General features: G+C 48.7%; 18 protein-coding genes. 11 read left to right on the forward strand and 7 right to left on the reverse strand.

All coding sequences use genetic code 11. The features are described 5' to 3' along the window. Positions 1-9 precede the first annotated feature (9 nt). From truA to asd, 5 genes are all read right to left on the reverse strand, one after another. Entirely contained in the window at positions 10-807 is a 798-nt protein-coding gene (gene truA, locus FTT63_RS05510; RefSeq protein ID WP_104498493.1) for a tRNA pseudouridine(38-40) synthase TruA, read from the reverse strand. A gap of 18 nt (positions 808-825) precedes the next feature. Next, positions 826-1,794, reverse strand: a complete 969-nt coding sequence (locus FTT63_RS05515) for an asparaginase domain-containing protein (protein ID WP_163169936.1) — start codon at positions 1,792-1,794, stop codon at positions 826-828. Between the two features lie 46 nt (positions 1,795-1,840). Continuing rightward, the gene (locus FTT63_RS05520; protein ID WP_127799029.1) at positions 1,841-3,175 is read right to left on the reverse strand and encodes a fimbrial protein FimV; all 1,335 of its coding nucleotides are present in this window, start codon (positions 3,173-3,175) and stop codon (positions 1,841-1,843) included. 65 nt (positions 3,176-3,240) lie between these two features. Next, on the reverse strand, positions 3,241-4,656 hold the full coding sequence (locus tag FTT63_RS05525; RefSeq protein ID WP_127799027.1) for a hypothetical protein: 1,416 nt from the start codon (positions 4,654-4,656) through the stop codon (positions 3,241-3,243). 125 nt (positions 4,657-4,781) lie between these two features. Beyond that, on the reverse strand, positions 4,782-5,900 hold the full coding sequence (gene asd / locus FTT63_RS05530; RefSeq protein ID WP_005182074.1) for an aspartate-semialdehyde dehydrogenase: 1,119 nt from the start codon (positions 5,898-5,900) through the stop codon (positions 4,782-4,784). Between the two features lie 195 nt (positions 5,901-6,095). On the opposite strand from asd, the gene FTT63_RS05535 reads away from it, so the two are divergent. Continuing rightward, entirely contained in the window at positions 6,096-7,223 is a 1,128-nt protein-coding gene (locus FTT63_RS05535; protein ID WP_127799025.1) for an endonuclease/exonuclease/phosphatase family protein, read from the forward strand. A gap of 339 nt (positions 7,224-7,562) precedes the next feature. Here FTT63_RS05535 and lpxL read toward each other — a convergent pair whose 3' ends face one another. Then, positions 7,563-8,498, reverse strand: a complete 936-nt coding sequence (gene lpxL / locus FTT63_RS05540; protein ID WP_016659582.1) for an LpxL/LpxP family Kdo(2)-lipid IV(A) lauroyl/palmitoleoyl acyltransferase — start codon at positions 8,496-8,498, stop codon at positions 7,563-7,565. 100 nt (positions 8,499-8,598) lie between these two features. Then, a complete protein-coding gene (locus FTT63_RS05545) occupies positions 8,599-10,509 on the reverse strand; it encodes an ATP-binding cassette domain-containing protein (RefSeq protein WP_163169938.1) in 1,911 nt (636 codons plus the stop codon). A gap of 35 nt (positions 10,510-10,544) precedes the next feature. Here FTT63_RS05545 and FTT63_RS05550 point away from each other — a divergent pair, with 35 nt between their 5' ends. The 10 genes from FTT63_RS05550 (at position 10,545) to FTT63_RS05595 (ending at position 21,572) form a co-directional block, all read left to right on the forward strand. Then, entirely contained in the window at positions 10,545-10,790 is a 246-nt protein-coding gene (locus FTT63_RS05550; RefSeq protein WP_005182087.1) for a SlyX family protein, read from the forward strand. A gap of 222 nt (positions 10,791-11,012) precedes the next feature. After that, complete coding sequence (locus FTT63_RS05555) at positions 11,013-12,035, forward strand: hypothetical protein (RefSeq protein ID WP_005182088.1); 1,023 nt, start codon at positions 11,013-11,015, stop codon at positions 12,033-12,035. A gap of 70 nt (positions 12,036-12,105) precedes the next feature. Further along, positions 12,106-12,555: an ammonium transporter gene (locus FTT63_RS05560; RefSeq protein ID WP_005182089.1), complete on the forward strand. Its 450-nt coding sequence runs from the start codon at positions 12,106-12,108 to the stop codon at positions 12,553-12,555. A gap of 33 nt (positions 12,556-12,588) precedes the next feature. Then, entirely contained in the window at positions 12,589-15,225 is a 2,637-nt protein-coding gene (gene topA / locus FTT63_RS05565; protein WP_005182090.1) for a type I DNA topoisomerase, read from the forward strand. A gap of 95 nt (positions 15,226-15,320) precedes the next feature. Then, complete coding sequence (locus tag FTT63_RS05570) at positions 15,321-16,124, forward strand: NYN domain-containing protein (RefSeq protein ID WP_163142891.1); 804 nt, start codon at positions 15,321-15,323, stop codon at positions 16,122-16,124. A 4-nt stretch (positions 16,125-16,128) separates the two neighbouring features. After that, a complete protein-coding gene (locus tag FTT63_RS05575) occupies positions 16,129-16,887 on the forward strand; it encodes a hypothetical protein (protein WP_163169939.1) in 759 nt (252 codons plus the stop codon). A gap of 56 nt (positions 16,888-16,943) precedes the next feature. Continuing rightward, positions 16,944-18,083, forward strand: coding sequence for a glycerate kinase (locus FTT63_RS05580; RefSeq protein WP_163169940.1), 1,140 nt, complete (start codon positions 16,944-16,946; stop codon positions 18,081-18,083). Positions 18,084-18,554: 471 nt separating this feature from the next. Beyond that, positions 18,555-20,546, forward strand: a complete 1,992-nt coding sequence (locus tag FTT63_RS05585; protein WP_163169941.1) for an ATP-dependent helicase — start codon at positions 18,555-18,557, stop codon at positions 20,544-20,546. Positions 20,547-20,638: 92 nt separating this feature from the next. Then, positions 20,639-20,890 carry an RNA-binding protein gene (locus tag FTT63_RS05590; protein ID WP_005182105.1) on the forward strand — a complete coding sequence of 84 codons (252 nt, stop codon included), beginning with the start codon at positions 20,639-20,641 and terminating at the stop codon, positions 20,888-20,890. A gap of 178 nt (positions 20,891-21,068) precedes the next feature. After that, complete coding sequence (locus FTT63_RS05595; RefSeq protein ID WP_005182107.1) at positions 21,069-21,572, forward strand: DUF6586 family protein; 504 nt, start codon at positions 21,069-21,071, stop codon at positions 21,570-21,572. The last annotated feature ends 52 nt before the right edge of the window (positions 21,573-21,624 follow it).

The raw sequence follows: 21,624 nt of genomic DNA on the forward strand, positions 1-21,624 counted from the left end.
GGAATACAATTATTCGGGCATATTCAGCCAATGCGGACCTAAAGGTACTTGAGGCAAGTCAAACTGCTCTGGATAGTGCGCCTGAATAAAATACAGGCCATCGGGTGGAGCGGTAATGCCAGCCGCTTTACGATCCTGTGCGGCAAAAATCGTATCAATATGCTCAATATCATACATGCCTTGTCCAATTTCCAGCAGACAGCCCATGATATTCCGCACCATATGATGCAGGAAACCATCGGCCTGAATATCGAGCACCAAATAATGCCCATGACGGATCAGGCGGCAATGACTGACGGTCCGGACCGGCTGATTGGATTGACAGGCCGCGGCACGGAAACTTTCAAAATTATGCGTACCTTCAAATTTTTGCGCGGCAGCAATCATCTTGTCGACATCCAGCGCATAGTAGGCATGGGTGACCTGTTTATGCAGCAGGGCCGGGCGCTGTGGATGGTTATACACCACATAACGGTAGCGGCGCGCACAGGCCTTAAAGCGGGCATGAAAATCCATGTCCATGGCTTTAATCCACTGAATCGCAATATCTTTGGGTAACTGGCTATTGGCACCCATCAGCCAGCCGCGCTCAGGGCGAATGGCGGCCGTGTCGAAATGTGCCACCATGTTGGTGGCATGCACGCCGGCATCGGTACGGCCAGCGCCATGCAGAATAATCGGTTCATCGGCAATTTTAGAGAGGACTTTTTCCAGCGTTTCCTGCACGCTCGGGACGCCTGGTTGCTGGGTTTGCCAGCCCCGGTAGCGAATACCACAAAATTCAATCCCGACCGCAAAACGTTGCATATTCACCTCAAATTGGCCTTAGTCATACCAATGCTGTTGCCATTGTTCTCTGCGCGGGTATTGTAAATACATTTTTAATGCTTTTGCATACAGATCTGCATGTCCAAAGCCATCATTGACTAAAATTTTACTGTTCTGGATCCAGCTGCTGATCGCATAACGCTGATCCAATGGGCCAAATGGCACTTGAGTGGTCAGAATCACGGCACAATCTTGCGTCTGTAAGGACTGTAGCAACGTCAGGAGTGTTTCATTTACAGCCAGATTACCAGTACCAAAGCCTTGTAAAATCAGGCAATGCGGTGGCTGCTGGGCGATCAGTTTCAAATTGGCGAGCTGCTGCTCTAAACCAATCGGCTGCATCATCACACTCATACAGTTGAAGTGTTGTGCTTTGTCCAGATCTGCAGCCTGTACCAAGTAGGCGGCTTGTTCTTTTTGATGTAAAGCACTGCTGGCGGCCTGACCCTGAAAAGCATCTAATTCAGTGGTGTGGCATTTTAAGGCGCTGCGACCATGGAAACATTGATGATGAAACGCCAGATACACGCCAACCGGCAATTGCAGCACTGATTCCAGGGCAAAATTCAGGTTATCCAGCGCATCACTGAAGTCACGGGTGTTCTGTCCATCTATGGTCAGCAGTGGATACTGGCTGCCAGTCAGCACCACATGTGCAGACTGCGCGATAAAGTGTGCCAGCACGGCACTGGCATAGCTTAAAGTATCGGTACCATGAATGATGACAAAATGCTGAAACTGTTGTAACTGCAGCTGCTGGATAAACTGCACCAGACGTAACCAGTCGGTCGCGGTACAGCGGCTACTGTCCTGAATCACCGGTGCCACAAAACATTCCACCGACAGATGTAGCGGTAGCACATGGCGCAGCTGGGGAAGAAACTGTTCTGCAGGCATGGGGCTGAGTGGCTCGCCGACACAGCCAAAGGTACCGCCCATATAAATTAATGCAATTTTTTTCATCATAAAAAAAGCAGCCAAGGATGACTGCTTTATCTTAGTGAGATTTGCTTCAAGAAGCTATTTGATTGAGTAACTTCGTGGCGTGTTGCTGCTGTGCTGCAGAATAGTTTGCTTCTTTTTCTGCCAGCAGGGCACGGGCTGCATCATAGGCACCCAGCTCAATATATTGCTGAGCCAGATCCAGATTCAGCTGGATTTCATTGACTTCGCCCAGTTCCGGGAAGGACTGAATCAGTGGATCATGCGGATCCACTGCAGTTGCCGCCACCGCAGCAATAGCGGGCTCTTCAACCATTGGTGCTTCAGGTGCTGCTGGTGTCGCTTCAATGGTTGGTGCGCTATCTAAGTCAAACTGGAATAGCGGTGCAGTGTCTGCTGGTGCGGTAACTGCAGGCTCTACCAGCTGTTCAGCCACCGGTGTAGGACTGATCGAGAAGTCAAAACTAAAGTCTGATTTTTCTTCCGCAGGTGGGGGGGTGACGGCCGGTGTGGTTTCAGTTGCAGTCTTTTCCAGCTCAAACGAGAAATCCAGTGCCTGAGGTTCTTGTGCAGCCGGAGTCACTGGCTCAATCGGTGTTACCGGTGCAGCCACTTGGGTGCTGGCAGCCGAGTCAAAAGACAGATTAAATTCAAGAGGCTGAACCTCTTCTGCTTTTGCTGGCGCAGGGGTGTTAACAGGCGCAGCCGGAGTGCTTGGGGTAAATTCCAGATCCAGTGCTGGCAATTCCTCTGTTTTTGCTTCGGCAGGCGTTTCAGTTTTGAGTGACTGTTGTAGCTGGTCAAATGACGTGCTAGCTGCGCTTGAACTGCTGGATTGAATCAGTGCATCAAAATCTGCGGTAGTTTGGGCTTTTTCAGCAGGTGTGGCTTGAACTGCTGCAGGCGTTGCTGGGGTAAATTCAATAAGTTCTTCTTTGGCCTGCGGGGCTTTTTGCGCATCTACCTTGGCATTGGCCTGAGTCAGAATATCTTCCAGTCCCAGGTTCTTCAGATGATCCAGCAATTGGCGGGTGGCAAATTCATCTTTTTGGGTCAGATGCACGTCCAGTAATAGCAGATACAGTTCATGCAACGACGGGTCACGTTTCAGCGCCTGATTAATCTGCGCTTCGGCCGAGAAAAAGTTACGGTCACGAATCTGGGTCTCAATGGTCTGGCGTAAATCTGCCGGAAGTGGTGTGCTTCCTTGTGGTTCGGCAACAGGCTCAGCCACTACGGCAGTTTTGACCGTAGTTTTCTTCGTAGTGGTGCTTTTCTTGGCCTTGGTTTTACTGGCTGCAGCCGGTTTTTTTGCTGCTGGTTCGGATTCTTTATTGGCTTCACGCTTTTTTAACACCAGCGCGATGACCAGTAACAAAATAAATGGAATCACATAAATCAGCATGTTGCTACCCCTTAGGCAGAGAGGAATAAACCATCTCTCCTGAAAAAATCATGTTGAGTAATACGTTAGAGTTTTGGCTTATTTTCGGCTTGTTGCTTTTTCAACTGTTGTTGCAATTCAGCAAGACGCGCATTGAGTAATTGAATTCTTTGATCCTTCTGACTTAATGCCAATTCTAACTGTGTTACGTTTCTCTGTAATTTAACGGTTTTCTCACGCGCTGTCATAACTTTTAGTGACAACTCTTCTGAGGTTTGCGCGCTTTGTGTGTTCTTTTTGGCAGAACCTTGGGCAGAATCTTGCTGATTTTCTGCCACCAGGCTCATTTCGGCCTGACTGATCCGGTATTTGGCCTTGCCAGACTGGCGTGAAGGCTGGGTTGCTGGGATTGGCACGGTCTTTTTCGCGGCTTTTTGCCCGCTGCTGACGGCCTGTAAATTCAAGGTGGCACCGCGGCGTAAACGGTTGGCATCGCCCTGAATAAAGGCATGTTCATTGTGGGCTTTAATCTGTTGCATCACTTCGCCGACCGGCTGCTGGTTCTCTGTGGCAATACGTGAGGCAATCGCCCATAGCGATTCATTGGATTGCACCACATGCCGTGCTGTGGTTGATGCTGGCGCAGATGGAGCAGGTGCTTTGGGTGCTGTAACTGGTGCCGGCTTTGCCGGTGCTTGCTGTTGCTGCGCTTTTAACTGCTCGGCATATTTCTTGACCAGTGGGTCTGCTGAAACCGGAGCAGCTGTATTTACGGCAGCTGTGTTGCCCGCGTTATGTGTAGAGGCCGGTTGAGCTGATGTCGCCGAAGTCGATGGCGTAACCGCTGACACAGGGCTTGCAGCCGGCTGTGCTGCTGCGCTGACAGTTGCTGTAGTTGATGGACTTAAAGCCGGTGGCGGGCTGGCTTGAATCGCCAAGGGTGCTTCTACACTGCGCGTGGTGCTGGTAGATGCAGTGGTGGCTGTGGTATAGGCGGTACTGGTCGGCAAGTTTAAGGCAATGTCCCGTTCATTCACGACCATAACCGGGGTTAGCGGCTGCTCTTTCGGTTGCAGCTGCGCGCGTTGTTCTGCCAGGGTACTACGTTTTAGTGAGGTTTTAATATGCTGTAAACGCGTGGCCGAGCCTTCACGAATTTTGACCACAATATTCAATTCGGTATCGGTCAGTGGCCGAGAAGAGGTAATGGTAATGACCCCGTTGCCAGCACCATCACGTCGGGTAAAGAAGTTTAAATGACCCGGTGGACGATGGCTGGCACCAATGGCCATCAAGTCTTCTGCCGAGGCCAGACTGACTTCAATCGGCGCATTGACATTGGACTGACGGAAGTTCATTTCAGCATACAGCAATTCCCCAGGTGCTGACTGAATCTGAACAGGATCGACATTAATCGCATGAATATGTTGTGAGGCAAGAATAGCTAAAATCGCGATCTTTAATTTGTTATATACGGTCATCTTAATCGTTAGCTCGGTCATTTATCGCATAGCGAAAAGAATAGATTAGCGAGTTGTAAGTCGATTGTAAAATATTTACAGGCTAGTTACATAAAAAGCCGATCTTTTCAGATCGGCTTTTTGTAATTTACTTTTGCTTAAAAGGCTTACGCGTTTTTATAGTCAATTAAGATGCGTAGCATACGGCGTAATGGTTCTGCCGCACCCCAAAGCAACTGGTCACCGACGGTGAACGCGCCCAGGTATTCTTTACCCATGTTCAGCTTGCGTAAACGGCCCACAGGAACAGTTAAGGTACCGGTTACTGCAACAGGCGTTAAATCTGTCATTGAGGCTTCACGGGTATTTGGTACCACTTTCGACCAGTCATTGGCGCTGGCGATGATATCTTCGATTTCATCCAGAGGTACATCTTTACGCAGTTTCAGGGTAAGGGCCTGAGAGTGACAACGCATGGCACCAATACGGACACAGTGACCATCAATTGGTACGATTTGCTGGTTGCCTAAAATCTTGTTGGTTTCAGACTGACCTTTCCATTCTTCTTTCGACTGGCCATTTTCCAGCTGTTTGTCGATGTATGGAATTAAAGAGCCAGCAAGCGGTACACCGAAGTTGGCTGACGGGAAACCTTCGCCACGTTGCAGTTCAGCAATTTTAGAGTCGATGTCCAGAATTGGAGAACGTGGGTCATCCAGCAGTTCTTTGGTGTTGTTATACAGGTAGCCCATACCGGTGATCAGTTCACGCATGTTTTGCGCGCCTGCACCAGAAGCAGCCTGATACGTCATCGAGGTTGCCCATTCCACCAGATTGTTCTGGAACAGACCGCCTAAGCCCATCAACATGAGTGAAACCGTACAGTTACCGCCCACAAATGTTTTGGTGCCTTTCACCAGACCGTCTTTAATCACGTTCATGTTCACCGGATCAAGCACGATAATCGCTTCATCATCCATACGCAGGGTAGATGCTGCATCAATCCAGTAACCGTTCCAGCCTTCAGCTTTCAGTTTCGGGAACACGTCTGAGGTATAGTCGCCACCTTGACAGGTAATAATGACATCCATTTGCTTCAGACTGTTAATGTCCGTTGCATCCATAAGTGCTGGGGCAGTTTTACCGCCAAACGCTGGTGCTTCACCACCGGCATTACTGGTAGAGAAATAAAATGGCTCAAAATGAGCAAAATCATTCTCTTCAACCATACGTTGCATAAGGACGGAACCTACCATCCCGCGCCAACCGACCAGACCTACTTTCATGTCACTTTGCCTCGGTGCGTAAAAAAACAAAAAGGAGTATGAGTGTATCAAAAGGGGACACAACTGCAAGCTCTACATAATCAAAACATCATTATTATTGAGTGAAATAACTTGTTTGTGTTACATACAAAATTGATAACGTTAGATTTCTATTTAAAAAAAAACGAGAAAAATGAACTTTCTAAGTAGGTGCATATGATTTGGGTGGAAATGCTGGCCATTTTCGTCATCTGGATCAGCTTCTGGTCGCTGATTCCGCGCGATGAATGGTGGTTTCGAGGTGCCGATTTTCCCAGATTGCAGGTTCTGATGCTGGGGATTGTGGCCTTTGTGCTGATGCTGCTGTGGGATGCGGCCTGGGATACGCCGCGCTATGTGATTTTAACCGGTCTGATTGCCGCTCTGGCGTACCAGCTGAAAATGGTGCTGCCTTATACCTTTATCTGGAAAAAGCAGGTCAAAAAGGTCAAGCCGGAGCAGCTGAACCCTGATCAGCAAATTTCGTTAATAGTTTCCAATGTATTGACCACCAACCAGAAATATCACCTGCTCATTGCTGAAATCCGGAAATACCAGCCCGATTTGGTACTGACACTGGAAACCGATACGGTCTGGCAGCAGCAGCTGGCGGTGATTGAACCGGATTATCCTTATCGCGTGCCGGTGCCGCTGGACAATTTATATGGTATGCATCTCTATAGCCGCCTGCCCTTAAAAGAAACCGAAGTGAAATTTATCCTTAGTGATGAAATTCCGTCAATTCATACCACGGTCATCCTGCGTTCAGGCCAGCCGGTGCAGCTGTACTGTCTGCATCCAAAACCGCCGAGTCCGACTGAAGCCAAAGATTCGACCCTGCGTGATGCCGAGCTATTAATTGTCGGCGATCAGATTAAAGATCTGGATGAAAGCTGTATTGTGATGGGCGACCTGAATGATGTGGCCTGGTCACGTACCACCCGCCTGTTTCAGCGCATCAGTGGCCTGCTGGACCCGCGCGTCGGCCGGCATTATGTCAATACTTTCCATGCCGATTATCCCTTATTGCGCTGGTCGCTGGACCATGTGTTTCACAGTACCGATTTTGCCCTGGTGGAGATGAAGCGGCTGCCACATATGGGCTCAGATCATTTTCCGGTCTATGTGGTATTACAGACCGGTCGGGTGTTTGAGCACATTCAGGAAGAGCTGGAACAGACTGAAGCCGATGACGAAGAAGCGCAGGAGGCGATTCAGGAAGGCATTGAAAAAGCCGAGCGGGAAGAAAAAATCGTGACCGATGATTTGGCTCAGGATTATAAGCAGGGCAGTAAGACGCCATGAAATTTGAGGAAAAGTGTAAGAAATGGCTTACACAGATTTAGGCCGATGGCCAATAGCTGAAACCGAGCAAGCTGCGTATTCTAAGCATATCGGCAGATGGAGTTGGGAAAGGAGAGTCCCGTTAAGGAAGTTGAAGCCGGTGGATTGTCATCATGGAGATGATGCAGGAATGGAAAGCCAGAGATAACAACAAAAAAGTTTTGAAAGCACAACCTCATAAGCCCGAGTTTTGCAGGATGCAGAACTCGGGTTTAACTTTATGGGCTGTCGTGTCCTGGTATTTTGATCAGCATATGGTATTTGACTCGCAGAAAGATTGGCTTAATACAGCTGTATTGCTTAGTACAGCTGCTCATAGCCTTGTGGACGGGTCTTAAAACGGCGATGAAACCACATATATTGAGTCGGCGCGATGCGCAGCTGACGTTCAATAATCAAATTAACACGCGTCGCATCATCGACTTCATCCTCACTTGGTAAACGCTCAACCGGTGGCTCAATCAAGACATGATATTTCGGATTTTTAAGATCACCATGGCGGTAGAAATACAGCGGAATTGCGGCGGCTTTGGTCATTTTCAGTAAACGACGATGCGCAGTCACGGTGGCTGCCGGCACGCCAAAGAATGGCGCCATTACGCCTTGTTTCAGACCAAAATCCTGATCCGGACTGTACCAGATGGCATGGCCATTTTTCAGGTTACGTACCAGACCACGCATATCATCATGGTCAATCTGATGGGCATAAATGGTGGCCCGGCAGCGGTAAATCAGCATATCTAACAGCGGATTGTTCTGCGGACGATAGACCACATCGGGTTCAAAATACTGGGCACATAAATAGCCGCCGGCATCAAGCAGGGTCGAGTGGGTGCCCAGCAACAAGACGCCTTTGCCTTCCGCTTGCGCCTGCTGAATATATTCCAGACCTTCAATACTGACCCGGCCCTGGAACCATTTCGGGCTATACCAGGCATTTAGGGTTTCAAATACGCCAATCATCTGGTCAACAAAAACCTGGCGCGCGTTGTCCTGCACCTCTTGCGCAGACCATTCTGGAAAGCACAGCTCCAGATTGCGGACAGTGGTTTTACGGCGTGAATGCAGATAGCGAAACGCCAGCTGGCCCAGCCACTGGCCTAAACGGTACTGAATGGCCCACGGCAAGATTGCCAAAATCATCAGGAAGATAATACCGATCCAGATGCTCCAGTATTTCGGTAGCAGAAAGGACCATTGAAATTCACCAGGTTGATAATCTTGCGGTTGCGGCATAGTGACGTTTTAAAATGAAGGTTAAATGCAGTGTAGCATGAACGATTTTGAAGATGAAAAGCATCTGCCGCTGTCCGGCAGATGCTGTGAAGCGGGTGAATTAACTGCCTTTGCTCATATTTTCCAGCTCATCCCAGCGTTCCAGTTTTTCCAGCAGAATCTCTTCAATTTCTGCCAGACGCTGCGAGGCTTGGGTTGCAGCTTCGGCATCGGATACAAACCAGGAACCATCAGCCAGTTTTTCTGACAGTGCAGCCTGTTCTGCTTCCAGCGCTTCAATTTCAGCCGGTAGCTGGTCCAGCTCACGCTGATCTTTATAGCTGAGTTTCTTTTTCACAGGCGCCGGAGCAGCTTCTACTTTTGCTGCTTCTGCCTTGGCCTGGGCTTTTTTCACCGCCATTTTCTGGTCAACCACGGTTTGATCCGGACGCTGCTGTAAATAGTCCTGATAGCCGCCGACATATTCTTCAATATGGCCTTTGCCATCAAACACCCAGGTCGAGGTAACCACGTTGTCCATAAAGGCACGGTCATGCGAAATTAGCAGCAAGGTGCCTTTGTATTCAGCCAGCATTTCTTCCAGCAGTTCCAGCGTGACCATATCCAGATCGTTGGTCGGCTCATCCATCACAATTAAATTGGATGGTTTCAGCAAGAGTTTGGCCAGTAGCACGCGGTTACGTTCACCGCCGGACAAGGCTTTGACCGGGGTACGCGCACGTTCCGGGTTAAACAGGAAGTCTTGCAGATAGCTGTAGATATGACGGCGCTGTCCATTGACATCAACAAAGTCAGAACCTTCAGAAACGTTGTCCTTGACCGATTTTTCCAAATCCAGCTGGTTACGCAGCTGATCAAAATAGGCAATTTCCAGTTGGGTGCCAATTTTAACGGTACCGCTGTGTTCCACTTCATCCAAAATGGCTTTAATCAGGGTGGTTTTACCGACCCCGTTATCTCCAACCAGACCAATCCGGTCGCCACGCATGACAATGGCCGAGAAGTCTTTGATTAGCGGCTTGCCATCATAGCTGACGCCCAGATGCTCAATATCAAAGACCAGTTTACCTGAACGCGCAGCTTCCTGTACCCCCATGTTGACTTTGCCTTGCTGGAAGCGACGCGCTTTGGATTCTTCGCGTAAGGCTTTCAGGGCACGAACACGACCTTCGTTGCGGGTACGACGCGCTTTAATGCCCTGACGGATCCAGGCTTCTTCTTCGGCCAGTTTTTTCTCAAACAGAGCATTCTGTTTTTCTTCTGCTTCCAGCTGCTGGGCTTTGAGATCCAGATAGCGCGAATAGTTGCCTTCATAACTGCGCAGAATCCCGCGATCCAGTTCGACAATACGGGTTGCCAGACTGTCGACAAAGGTCCGGTCGTGCGAAATAAACAATAAGGTCAGGTTGTTCTGATCGAGCAGGAATTTTTCCAGCCATTCGATACTTTCAACATCGAGATGGTTAGTCGGCTCATCCAGTAACAGGATGTCCGGTTGGGTCAGCAGGGCACGGGCCAGCAGCACGCGGCGTTTACGGCCACCGGAAAGATCTGCCAGATCGGCATTCGGGTCCAGCCCCATTTTGCTTAAAATAGAGTTGACCTTGTTTTCCAGTGCCCAGCCATCAAGCTGATCCAGTTTGTGTTGCAGTTCACCCATGCGCTCGCAGGCGGCCATATCGCCCAGTACGCAGGCATCATTGGCGGCATGATAGGCACGCAAGACTTCTGCTGCTTCACCGGCACCATCGGCGACAATATCGGCAACCTTGCCCGAATCCATCGGGACATCCTGGGTGAGCATGGACACGGTTAAGCCATTTTGAATCGAGACTTCGCCGGCATCGGGCAGTAAGCTTCCTTCAATCAGTTTAAGTAAGGTAGACTTACCTTCACCATTACGGCCGATCAAACACACTCGTTCGCCACGTTCAAGAGTAAAGTTCGCGCCGTCGAGCAGGGCGGGTCCACCAAACGCGAGCTGGACATCCCTTAGGGTAATATAGGCCATAGTGTTTCCTGAAAAATCTCAAATGAGGATTTAAAATGACTAAACAACAAAATCTAAATGATCAGGCGTCATTTTCCGCACCCATTGAAGATTTGCAAGTCCGAATTGCATTTTTAGATGATTTAGTTGAACAGCTGAATGAGCAGGTGACTAAACAGAATCTGGAAATTGCCGACCTCAAGAAACAAATGCAGCTGCTTTATCAACGGGTTGAGTCGGCTGACCTGTCAGAAGGCATTGCTCCCTTCGATCCGCTGACCAATATTCCGCCGCATTATTAATCTGTCAATTGCTAGAGCATCCCGCACAATCTATGAATACACCCGCAGCCTGAATGCGGGTTTTATGTTGAGGTATCTATATAAAGCGGGGGGCTAGTGGGGCGGTTTAGCTCCAGTCGCTTTTGAGGCAGCGATCACAGCGCCGCAATAAAAAAATTTGACCTTTATCTCACTTCCGGCTCTAATGCCCACTTTCGGCTCTCAGATCCTTTATTTTTTGTCATGACCCAAAAAGTTGTACTTTTAGATCTTGAACAGAATATGCCTACAGCACAACTGCTGCGCGATATTCTGCAGCATTATTCAACGCTCTACCTGTTTAACTGTGCCGGACGCTTTGAGTACGCGCTGGATGACCTGACTGAACTGGCCAGCTGGATGAACAGCGCTCAGGTGGTGGTGCTGGACACTCCGGAAGCGCCCCATAAAGAGTTTGAATATGCCGTGGTGGTCGGGCAGTTAATGGCATTACTTGAGCCGGATAGCCATGTCGAAATTATTTCGGCCCAGGACAGCAGCGATATACTGGTGCAGATGCTACAGGCCTCGAATATCAGTGCCCATCTGATTCTAATTCAGCCAGAAGATGCGGCGCAGCCACTTCATACGCCAAAATACAGCTTGCCGAGTATTGCCACCATCCAGCAAAAACCGTATTTGCAACTGGTCAAAAAATACTGTGATGCTCTGGCAAAAATGAGCGGTAAACCGAATACGGTCGAGAAGCTGAAAAACTCTCTCAGCAATATTTTGCAGGTGGTGCCGGAAAAAGCCCAGCGTCTGGTCGGTTTGTTAATTAATCTGAAAATTATCAAGCGTTATGATGAGCAAATTGCCTTTCGCAAGAAGGTGCTGAAACAGTGGATTCAGCTGGATTTAAATGCCTCTGCTGAAAAAACACCGGTGGCCAGCAGTCTGGATCAGGCCTTAAAACAGTTACAGTCGACAGAAAGCGGAGCTGCTCCTGTTATTGAACAGGACTCTGTCGCCGCGCCGATTCAAAGTGCGCAGCAGCCGCTGTTTAAAAATTTTGACCAGATTGATCCGGTACAGCTGGAAGTGGCGCGTAAACTGCGCGAACTGAAAGCCGATAAACCCAAAGATATTTATGCCTTGCGTGACCTGTTAGAACAGATGTTTCCCCAGTCCGACGTGCGGTTATTGCTCAAGGAACTGCTGGAAAAAGGCTATATCTACTGGAACGGGCATGAAGTGGTCTATAGCCACGAAATGTTCCTGAATTAATTTTATCGTGCAAACTTGCGTTTTATATGGCGCTTATGCAACTCTAATAAAAGAACATAAAGGTTGAGCTATGGAAAATACTGGAATTTGGGTGGCACTGGCCATCATCATTTTTGTGCTGGGCTCGATTTTTGGTTTGCGTGTCAGTCCAAGAGAAAAAGCCCTCGGCCTGATGCGTGAAAAAGCCCGCAAGATGGGCCTGCATCCGCGTCTGGTGGCTGCGCCGGACTGGACCAAAATTCCGATGGCCACAGAAAGCCGTGCCAGTATGGTGGCCTATTATAGCGTACTGATTCCAGAGGCCCGCTTGCCGTTAATGCGCGCCCGGGTGGTCGATCAGCAGCTTGAACTGGTGCATGGTGAGGAAAAATTTAATCATACACCCGTTGCATTAAAGGGCATTTATGCTATTGATATGCAGGCAAACTGTGTAGGACTCTATTGGGATGAAGAAGCTGATCTGAAAGCCACCCAACTGGATGACATCAAGGCATATTTACATTCTTTGGCTGAACTTTAATTTAAAACATTTTCACAGGAACTACGGTTAACTATGGCGAACGCTCCTCGCTCCACATCGAAAAGCACTACAGCAAAATCTGCCGATGGCGCTAAGCGTGCCTTGGTGATTGTGGAGTCGCCTGCAAAAGCGAAAACAATCAACAAATACCTCGGTTCGAATTACATTGTAAAGTCGTCGGTCGGTCACGTGCGTGATTTGCCTACAGGCGCCAGTAAAAGTACAGAAAAGAAAACCACCACACGTGCCAAACTGACCGAAGCACAAAAAGCAGAAAAAGCTCAGCAGGCCTTGGTCAACCGCATGGGGGTAGACCCGGAGCATGGCTGGAAAGCCCAGTATGAAGTGCTACCGGGCAAGGAAAATGTTGTTGCTGAATTGAAAAAACTGGCATCGCAGGTCGATGAAGTCTATCTGGCAACGGATTTGGACCGTGAAGGGGAAGCCATTGCCTGGCATTTAAAAGAAGTCATTGGCGGTGATGATGCGCGTTATCAGCGTGTGGTATTTAACGAAATTACCAAAAATGCCATTCAGGAAGCCTTTAAGCATCCGGCACGTCTAGACACCAATAAAGTCAATGCGCAGCAGGCGCGCCGTTTCCTGGACCGTGTGGTTGGCTTTATGATTTCGCCATTGCTGTGGGAAAAAATTGCCCGTGGTCTGTCAGCCGGTCGTGTCCAGTCAGTAGCCGTCAAACTGGTGGTAGAGCGTGAACGTGAAATTCGTGCCTTCATTCCGGAAGAATACTGGCAGGTATTTGCCGATACCAAATCTGCACAAGATGATATTCGTCTGGAAGCAGTCAAGCAAAATGGCAAGACCCTAAAGCTGCGTAACAAGGCTGAAACCGATGCCTTGCTGAACCTGATTAAAGATGCAGACTATACGGTGGCTGCACGTGAAGACAAGCCGACCAAGGTGAATCCGAGTGCGCCGTATATCACCTCAACGCTGCAACAGGCGGCCAGTACCCGTCTAGGTTTCTCGGTCAAGAAAACCATGATGTTGGCACAGCGTCTGTATGAAGCCGGTTTTATTACCTATATGCGTACCGACTCAACGTTCCTGAGTGATGACGCCGTGAATATGGTGCGTACGCATATTGAATCCGAGTATGGCCAAAAATATTTACCGGCCAAGCCAAACCGCTACGGCAACAAAGCCGGCGCGCAAGAGGCTCACGAAGCGATTCGTCCATCCAATGTCGGTCTGAAAGGCGACAGCCTGGCTGGTGTCGAGCGTGATGCCCAGCGTTTATACGATTTAATCTGGCGTCAGTTTGTGGCCTGTCAGATGACTCCGGCCGAGTATTTATCATCGACCATTCTGGTCAATGCCAATGGTGTGGAACTGAAAGCCAAGGGCCGTACCCTGGTCTTTGATGGCTTTACCAAAGTGCGTGGTCAGAACAAGTCTGATGATGATGTATTGCTGCCTGCAGTGAAAGTCGGCGAAGTGCTGAAACTGCAAAAGCTGGACCCATCACAACACTTTACCAAGCCGCCTGCACGTTTTACCGAAGCCTCGCTGGTGAAAGAACTGGAAAAACGTGGCATTGGCCGCCCATCGACCTATGCGGCGATTATTTCTACCATTCAGGACCGTGGTTATGTCAAGCTGGAAAACCGCCGCCTGTTTGCGGAAAAGATGGGTGAAATTGTCACCGACCGTCTGGATGAAAGCTTTAACAACCTGATGAACTACGACTTTACCGCGGACTTAGAAGGTCAGCTGGATAAAGTGGCCGATGGTGAACGCAACTGGAAAGATCTGCTCGACAGCTTCTATGGTGATTTTAAAACCCGTTTGACCAATGCACAGGGCGAACAGGGCATGCGCCGTAATCTGCCGGTGGAAGTGGATGCCGTGCATTGTCCGGAATGCGAACGTCCAATGCAGATTCGTACCGGTACCACCGGGGTATTCCTGGGCTGTTCCGGTTATAACCTGCCGCCAAAAGAACGCTGTAAAGGCACTTTGAATTTAACGCCAGTTGAATCTCTGGCGGCCCTGTCAGATGATGACAGTGCTGAAACCGCCGACCTGATGTCGAAAAAACGCTGCCCGATCTGTGAAACTGCCATGGATAGCTACGTGATTGATGGGGGCCGTAAATTGCATATTTGCGGTAATAACCCGGACTGTGCCGGTTTTGAGCTGGAAGAAGGCGAGTTCAAGATTAAAGGCTATGATGGCCCGACCATTCCATGCGATAAATGTGATGGCGAAATGCAGCTGAAAACTGGCCGTTTTGGTCCGTATTTTGCCTGCACCAGCTGTGACAATACCCGTAAAGTCTTGAAAAACGGTCAGCCTGCGCCGCCGCGTGTCGACCCAATCAAGATGGAACATTTACGCTCGACCAAGCATGATGACTTTTTTGTCCTGCGTGATGGCGCTGCCGGTTTATTCCTGGCGGCCAGCAAGTTCCCGAAAGTGCGTGAAACCCGTGCACCGAAGGTGGCGGAACTGCGTACGGTTGCTGACCAGCTTGATCCAAAATATCAATTCATTTTGCAGGCACCCGATGTAGACCCAGAAGGCAACCCGACTCTGGTGAAATTCAGCCGTAAAAATCAGGCGCAATATATTGGCTCTGAAACCCCTGAAGGCAAACAGACCAAATGGAGTCTGGTATATCAGGATGGTAAATGGGTCGAAGCCTGATCGTGAAAAACTGAAAAAATGCTGACGGAAGTCGGCATTTTTTATGTCAAAATTACTTCCACAATAAATTTGAATAATAAGCGCTTGGGGAACCGGTGGATATCCAAACAAAAAAATTTGCGGTGTTAATTGATGCCGATAACTCTTCGATTCACGCTATTGCTTCGGTGCTTGAAGAAGTGGCCAAATATGGTATTGCCAGTGTGAAACGGGTCTATGGAGACTGGAGCAGTGAAACCCTGAAAAAGTGGCGTGATGTGCTGTTACCACATGCCATTACCCCGGTACAGCAGTTTGCCTATACCAAAGGCAAAGATGCCACCGACATGATCCTGATTATTGATGCCATGGATTTGCTCTATGCCGGAGCGCTGGATGGTTTCTGTATTGTGTCCAGTGACAGTGACTTTACTCCGCTGGCCTCGCGGATTCGTGAAAATGGCCTGAGTGTTTATGGTTTTGGCAAAAAATCGACCCCGGAAGCATTTAAAAAAGCCTGTGATAAATTTATTTATATTGAAAACCTGATCTCTGAAAATGAACTGAAAAATGCCGAAGAAGATGAAATAAGCCCGGTTCAGGACAAAAAGAACATAGAAAGTGCAAAAAATTCCGAGCTAAAATCCAGCACTGCGCCGAAAGAAAACCCGGCTGCAGAGATGATGGATCGCGCCACACTGAATCTGATTTATAAAGCAGTCAAAGACAATGCCGATGAAAATGGCTGGGCCAATCTGGGTATGGTTGGGCAATATATCAGCGCGGTAAAACCGGATTTTGATTCCAGAAACTATGGTCGGGCCAAGCTCTCCGGACTCATTAAAACCCTGAATCTGTTTGAAACCAAAATTGAAATGAGTCAGATGTATCTGAGAAAACTCAAAAAACAGAGCGCTTAAGCCGATGTGGAAAAAGATTCGTATCCTGATCTTGTTGCTGATTCTTTTCATTGTGGCTGTAAATGCCTATCGTGACCAGAATCAGGACTGGACTAAACCGGTGCGGGTGCTCTTGCATCCGGTGAATGCTGATGGACAGGACAGCACGCAGCTTTATATCCAGCAGCTGTCTAACAGCAGTTTTCAAACGGTGCAGCAGTATTTGCAGCAGGCCGCAGCACAGTATCGCCAGCAACCGGTATATTTTTATCTGCAGCTTGGCCGGGAACTGAAACAGTTGCCGCCACAGGTACCGGAACAGGCTTCTTTACTCGATAGCATCATCTGGAGTCTCAAGTTCCGGTTTTATGCCTGGCGTCAGCATCAGTCAGTTGATGGCGCACCGCATGTGACCCTGTATTTAAACTATTATGATCCAGCCCATCAAAAAGCTTTAAAACATTCTACCGCGCTGGAAAAAGGCCGGATTGGTTCGGTTAACCTGTTTGCCGCCGAGCGTCAGACCCAGCAGAACCATGTGGTGCTGGTGCATGAATTACTGCATGCTTTTGGCGCCCGTGATAAATATGATCTGGCCACCGGACTACCAATTTATCCGCTGGGTTATGCCAACCCGCAGCAACAGCCACGCTATCCACAGCAGAAAGCTGAGTTAATGGGCGGGCATATTCCGCTAAGTAGCAGCACCAGCAAAATGCCGGACAGCCTGCAATACACCGTCATTAATGACCTGACCGCTGCGGAAATTGGCTGGCTACGCTAATATGCGGATAAGTCAACACTTATCCACAATGGACACCCACGCTGGGGATAAACCACATGCCACTTCGTTTTGTGATTGCACCAGATTCCTTTAAAGAAAGCCTGAGCGCAGTACAGGCCGCCCAGGCCATGCAGCGCGGAATCTTGCGGCAGTTTCCGGATGCAATCTGTCGCTTGGTACCGCTGGCCGATGGCGGTGAAGGCACCGTCGATGCCCTGTTAAATGCATGTGCCGGGCAGAAAGTTTCGTGTCGGGTACGCGGCCCTTTGCCGCAGCAACAGGTTGAAAGCTACTTTGCCCTGATTGACGACGGCAAAACTGCAGTCATTGAAATGGCCAAGGCCAATGGTATTCATCTTATTCCGTTGGCGCAGCGCAATCCGGCGCTTACTTCTACTTATGGCACTGGCGAGATGATCCGCCAGGCGCTGGATCTGGGCGTGTCTAAAATCGTGATTGGACTGGGCGGCAGTGTCACCAATGATGCCGGCAGTGGAATGGCGCAAGCGTTGGGGGTGAAATTTTTAGATCAGGCTGGCCTGGAGGTGCAACCTTGTGGCGGCAATTTAAAGCAGATCTGCGAGATTGACCTTAGTGCTTTGAATGCCCGTTTGGCAACCACCGAGATGCTGATTGCCAGCGATGTCAATAATCCGCTCTGTGGGGAATATGGTGCCTCGGCCATTTTTGGACCGCAAAAAGGTGCCACACCGGAGCTGGTCAAAATTCTCGATCAGAACTTGGGTTATTTTGCCAATCTGGTTGAAACAACGCTCGGGGTTAATGTGCAACATCAGGCCGGGGCCGGTGCAGCGGGTGGACTGGGCTTTGGCTTGCTTGCTTTTGCACGCGCAAAAATTCAGTCAGGTGTTGAACTGCTGATTCAGCAAACCGGGTTGACTGAAAAAATTACACAGGCCGATGTGGTCCTGACCGGCGAAGGGAAAATTGATCGGCAGACCTTCATGGGCAAAACCCCATTTGGCGTGGCACAGGTTGCGAAAAGCTTGAATAAACCGGTCTATGCGTTTGCAGGAATGATTGGTGAAGATATTGAGCCACTGCTGGAGGCGGGATTTACACAGATTATTGGTATTAATCCACCTGATATTTCAGTGGAAGATGCGATTCGAAATGCAGAAAACAATTTAACCGACAGCGTCGAAAATGTCATGCAATCACTAAAGAAAGCGTGACAAACCCAGATGCCAATAGGGTTTAAAAATAAAATGCTAAATGGGGAAATGATGAAAAAGATCATCTTGGTTTTGACATTAAGCTGCATCACTGTACACAGTTTTGCAAAACCGGCCTACTGCGAAAATATGCAAAATTATCTCAAGAAAAACCCTGTACAGCAGTACTCACAGCCGAGAGAGCTGTCCTTTAATTTTGATGAGATGCATCTGAGTGTTTTAAAATCTGCTGGCAATTGAAAAGAAGGTCACGCTGATTGTGGATTCAGATGTCGACATGAATCATCAATTTCCCCTTCATTTACGCAATTCGAACTTTTTTGAATTTTTGGACGTAACGACCCGACAGCTGGGGCTGCAATACGAAGTACTCAATTCGAAAACGATCCGGGTTTACAAATAGGCTAGTTTTTATGTTGATGGGATGCTTATGATAAGATCTCGCTTTGAATTTTCGAGAAATGATTTGGTATGTCACTTGCACAGCTCATCGACGAGTTAAATCCCCAACAGAAAAATGCAGCCACCACTGAAGCAAAGCACAGTTTGGTCTTGGCTGGGGCAGGCTGTGGCAAAACCAAAACCATTGTGGCGCGTGCGGCTTATCTGATTGATCAGGGCGTTCCGGCCAACCAGATTCAGATTTTAACCTTTACCCGCCGTGCCGCTGCCGAAATTGTAGCGCGGGTCGAACTGGCGCTGGGCGAGCAGGCCAAGGGCTTGCGTGCTTCGACCTTCCATACCTTCTGTATGTATCTGCTGCGCCGGATTCCAAAAGCCTTTGGGCTGGAACAGTTCTCGATTATTGATCGTGATGACCAGATCATGATGTTCCGTTTACTGCGTGGTAAAGATGACAAGAAAAATCCAAATGCCTTGCCCAAGCCGCAGCAGCTATGTGATCTGTATTCATTTGCCCGCAATACCCGGCAAAAACTGAGTATTGCCCTGGAAAAGCAGCTGCCGGAATGTCTGGATTATAAAGATCAGATTGCCGAGATCATGAAAGAATATGAAGCGCGCAAGCAGGCGCGTCATTTTCTGGATTATGACGATATTCTGGCAATTGTCGCTTCGGCGCTGGCCCAATCAGAGGGGCTGGTCGATTATGTCGCGTCGTTGTGCCAGCACATGCTGGTCGATGAAATGCAGGACACCAATCCTTTGCAATGGGCCTTACTAGAGCCGTTAAAAGAGCGGGTGCAGCTGTTCTGTGTTGGTGATGATGCGCAGTCGATTTACGGTTTCCGTGGTGCAGACTTTGAAAACATTCATCACTTTAAAGAACGTGTTCCGGGTGCCCAGATTTATAAGCTGGAGCGTAATTATCGTTCAACCCAGGAAATTTTGGATCTGTCGAACTGGTTGCTGGAGCAAAGTCCGATCGGCTATGACAAACGGCTGGAGGCGTATCGTGGCAGTGGCTTAAAACCGCGCATGCATATTTTCCCGAATGAGTTTGATGAAGCCAAATGGATTGCGATTGATATCAAAGAGCGTCACTTTATCCAGGGGGCAGCATGGCAGGAGCATATGGTGCTGGTGCGTTCCAGCTTTGCCGCGCGGCATATTGAAGCGGCCTTTATTGCGGCCAATGTTCCGTATCGTTTTATTGGCGGCATGAAATTACTGGAATCGGCACACGTTAAGGATTTGCTCAGTCTGCTGCGGGTCATTGCCAATCCGGCGGATGATATTGCCTGGATGCGTTTTCTGACCCTGTGGAATGGCGTTGGAGATGTCGGTGCCAGTAAATTGGCACAGCAGTTATTGTTGAATCCGGAAATGGAGCAGATTGCGGAAAAGCTGGAGAAATTTGGCCGGATTCCGGATAAAACCATTTTGATTATGAAGCAAATGGCGGTACTGAAACAGGAAGTCGACGTCTGTGTCAGTCTGGCGATTGAGGCACTGGTGGAGCAGCTGGAACAGAATTACGCCAAAAAAGACTGGTCAAAACGGCTTAAAGATTTTGATCTGGTCAAGCAGCTGGCCAGCAAACACGGTCAGCTCAGCGAGTTTCTGGAAGAATATGTACTCGATCCGATTTCGATTAGTGAAATTGAGCGCCAGTCAGATGATGATGTGGTCACGCTCATTACCATCCACTCGGCCAAAGGCACCGAGCAGAAGGTCTGCTATGTGGCCAATGTCACTGCCGGGCAGTATCCACATGCACGGGCGCAAGGGAATTTTGACGAAGTTGAAGAAGAACGCCGGGTGCTGTATGTGGCTTTAACCCGGGCGCAAAACGAGCTGATTCTGACCAAGCAGAACATCAGCTGGTGGGCCAGAGATACGGTCGATGAACAGGGACGTACTGTAGAAAGCTATTTTCTGAACGATTTGACCCGTAACCTGTGTCAAAGTGAAACCCATTATAAAACCCGTGAACAAACTGTTAAAAGTGCACTGATCGAACGCCAGAAGATTCGTTTAGATTTTGGGATTGATCTCGATTAAACTAGAGCCATGTGTTGTGCAGCTTGATGCACAATCTCCAGAGTAGAGTAGGCGCATGCTTTTGGATGATTTGGCCTATTTGGAAAAAGTAAATGAAAATTCTTGTACGTAATTTAGAGCGTTCTATCACCGATGCTGAACTGCTGGCGCTGTTTCAGCCGTTTGGCACAGTCGAATCTGCGGTGATTGTTAAAGAGGCTGACAGTGGCAAGTCCAAAGGGTTTGGCTTTGTGGAAATGCCGCATGGTCGTGAAGCCGTCAAAGCGATTAAGGGCCTGAATACCCTGAAAGTCAAAGGTGCTGGCATTCGCGTTAAAGCTGCGGAAGACAAGCCGAAAGCTTGAACATCAAAAGGAGTCCTTAGTGGCTCCTTTTTTAACGCTGCATTTTTCTCTATTTAAACTTATCGTAGAAAATATCGATGCTGATGATAGCGCTCATATGTATTTTTTGTTGGGCATTTGGACGCAGAGCGATTAAGCTTAATGTTGAAATAAAAGCCAAAATTTAGGAACGCTATTCATGTCCCGTGTTGCTCGCTTTCATGCCGACCGTACCAATCAAAAACTGTATTTTGCCCGTCTTTCATGTCAGCAAGCCGAACAAACCGAACATATCCAGCAGGCGCAGGCACATCGCGAAGCAGCGGTGTTTCATCTGCATGGTGCTGTACTGGCCTTTTTGCAGGAACTGGTGCGTTACTACCGCCTGAATGAGCTGCAGCCGACTTTAAAATCAATTGAAGAAGCGATGGCGGCCAAAGGTCAGGTATCGCCTGAAGTGGTGATTCTGCAAAAACTGGCCAAAGAAGGCTTTATTGCCGAATTAAAACGCGCTTATCGTCTTTGTCAGTATACGCCGGAGCCAAGCGCGCCTGAACCGGAAGATGAGACTTCATCGAATCTGATTATTAAAGTCACTCAAACCCCGCAAGCATGGCTGCCAGATACCAAAATCCTGCGTGAATGGCATCGTGAGCTGATGCAGTTAATTGATGGTTTCAGAAATGAAATGGTGGAATTCTAAACCCGACCAGAGTCCCTTGAATTCTGAAAACCTGACATCATATTAACTATCT

Origin of the sequence: Acinetobacter sp. C15 (genome assembly GCF_013420645.1) — a bacterium.
GTDB classification, from domain to species: domain Bacteria; phylum Pseudomonadota; class Gammaproteobacteria; order Pseudomonadales; family Moraxellaceae; genus Acinetobacter; species Acinetobacter indicus.

Excerpts from the sequence above, each read along its gene's own strand:
- FTT63_RS05575 (WP_163169939.1), top strand. The coding sequence starts at position 16,129 with ATGTGGAAAAAGATTCGTATCCTGATCTTGTTGCTGATTCTTTTCATT.
- FTT63_RS05520 (WP_127799029.1), bottom strand. The coding sequence starts at position 3,175 with ATGCTGATTTATGTGATTCCATTTATTTTGTTACTGGTCATCGCGCTG.
- FTT63_RS05560 (WP_005182089.1), top strand. The coding sequence starts at position 12,106 with ATGGAAAATACTGGAATTTGGGTGGCACTGGCCATCATCATTTTTGTG.
- FTT63_RS05550 (WP_005182087.1), top strand. The coding sequence starts at position 10,545 with ATGACTAAACAACAAAATCTAAATGATCAGGCGTCATTTTCCGCACCC.
- FTT63_RS05525 (WP_127799027.1), bottom strand. The coding sequence starts at position 4,656 with ATGACCGAGCTAACGATTAAGATGACCGTATATAACAAATTAAAGATC.
- FTT63_RS05515 (WP_163169936.1), bottom strand. The coding sequence starts at position 1,794 with ATGATGAAAAAAATTGCATTAATTTATATGGGCGGTACCTTTGGCTGT.
- FTT63_RS05545 (WP_163169938.1), bottom strand. The coding sequence starts at position 10,509 with ATGGCCTATATTACCCTAAGGGATGTCCAGCTCGCGTTTGGTGGACCC.
- FTT63_RS05535 (WP_127799025.1), top strand. The coding sequence starts at position 6,096 with ATGATTTGGGTGGAAATGCTGGCCATTTTCGTCATCTGGATCAGCTTC.
- truA (WP_104498493.1), bottom strand. The coding sequence starts at position 807 with ATGCAACGTTTTGCGGTCGGGATTGAATTTTGTGGTATTCGCTACCGG.
- FTT63_RS05585 (WP_163169941.1), top strand. The coding sequence starts at position 18,555 with ATGTCACTTGCACAGCTCATCGACGAGTTAAATCCCCAACAGAAAAAT.
- lpxL (WP_016659582.1), bottom strand. The coding sequence starts at position 8,498 with ATGCCGCAACCGCAAGATTATCAACCTGGTGAATTTCAATGGTCCTTT.
- asd (WP_005182074.1), bottom strand. The coding sequence starts at position 5,900 with ATGAAAGTAGGTCTGGTCGGTTGGCGCGGGATGGTAGGTTCCGTCCTT.
- FTT63_RS05580 (WP_163169940.1), top strand. The coding sequence starts at position 16,944 with ATGCCACTTCGTTTTGTGATTGCACCAGATTCCTTTAAAGAAAGCCTG.
- topA (WP_005182090.1), top strand. The coding sequence starts at position 12,589 with ATGGCGAACGCTCCTCGCTCCACATCGAAAAGCACTACAGCAAAATCT.
- FTT63_RS05555 (WP_005182088.1), top strand. The coding sequence starts at position 11,013 with ATGACCCAAAAAGTTGTACTTTTAGATCTTGAACAGAATATGCCTACA.
- FTT63_RS05595 (WP_005182107.1), top strand. The coding sequence starts at position 21,069 with ATGTCCCGTGTTGCTCGCTTTCATGCCGACCGTACCAATCAAAAACTG.
- FTT63_RS05590 (WP_005182105.1), top strand. The coding sequence starts at position 20,639 with ATGAAAATTCTTGTACGTAATTTAGAGCGTTCTATCACCGATGCTGAA.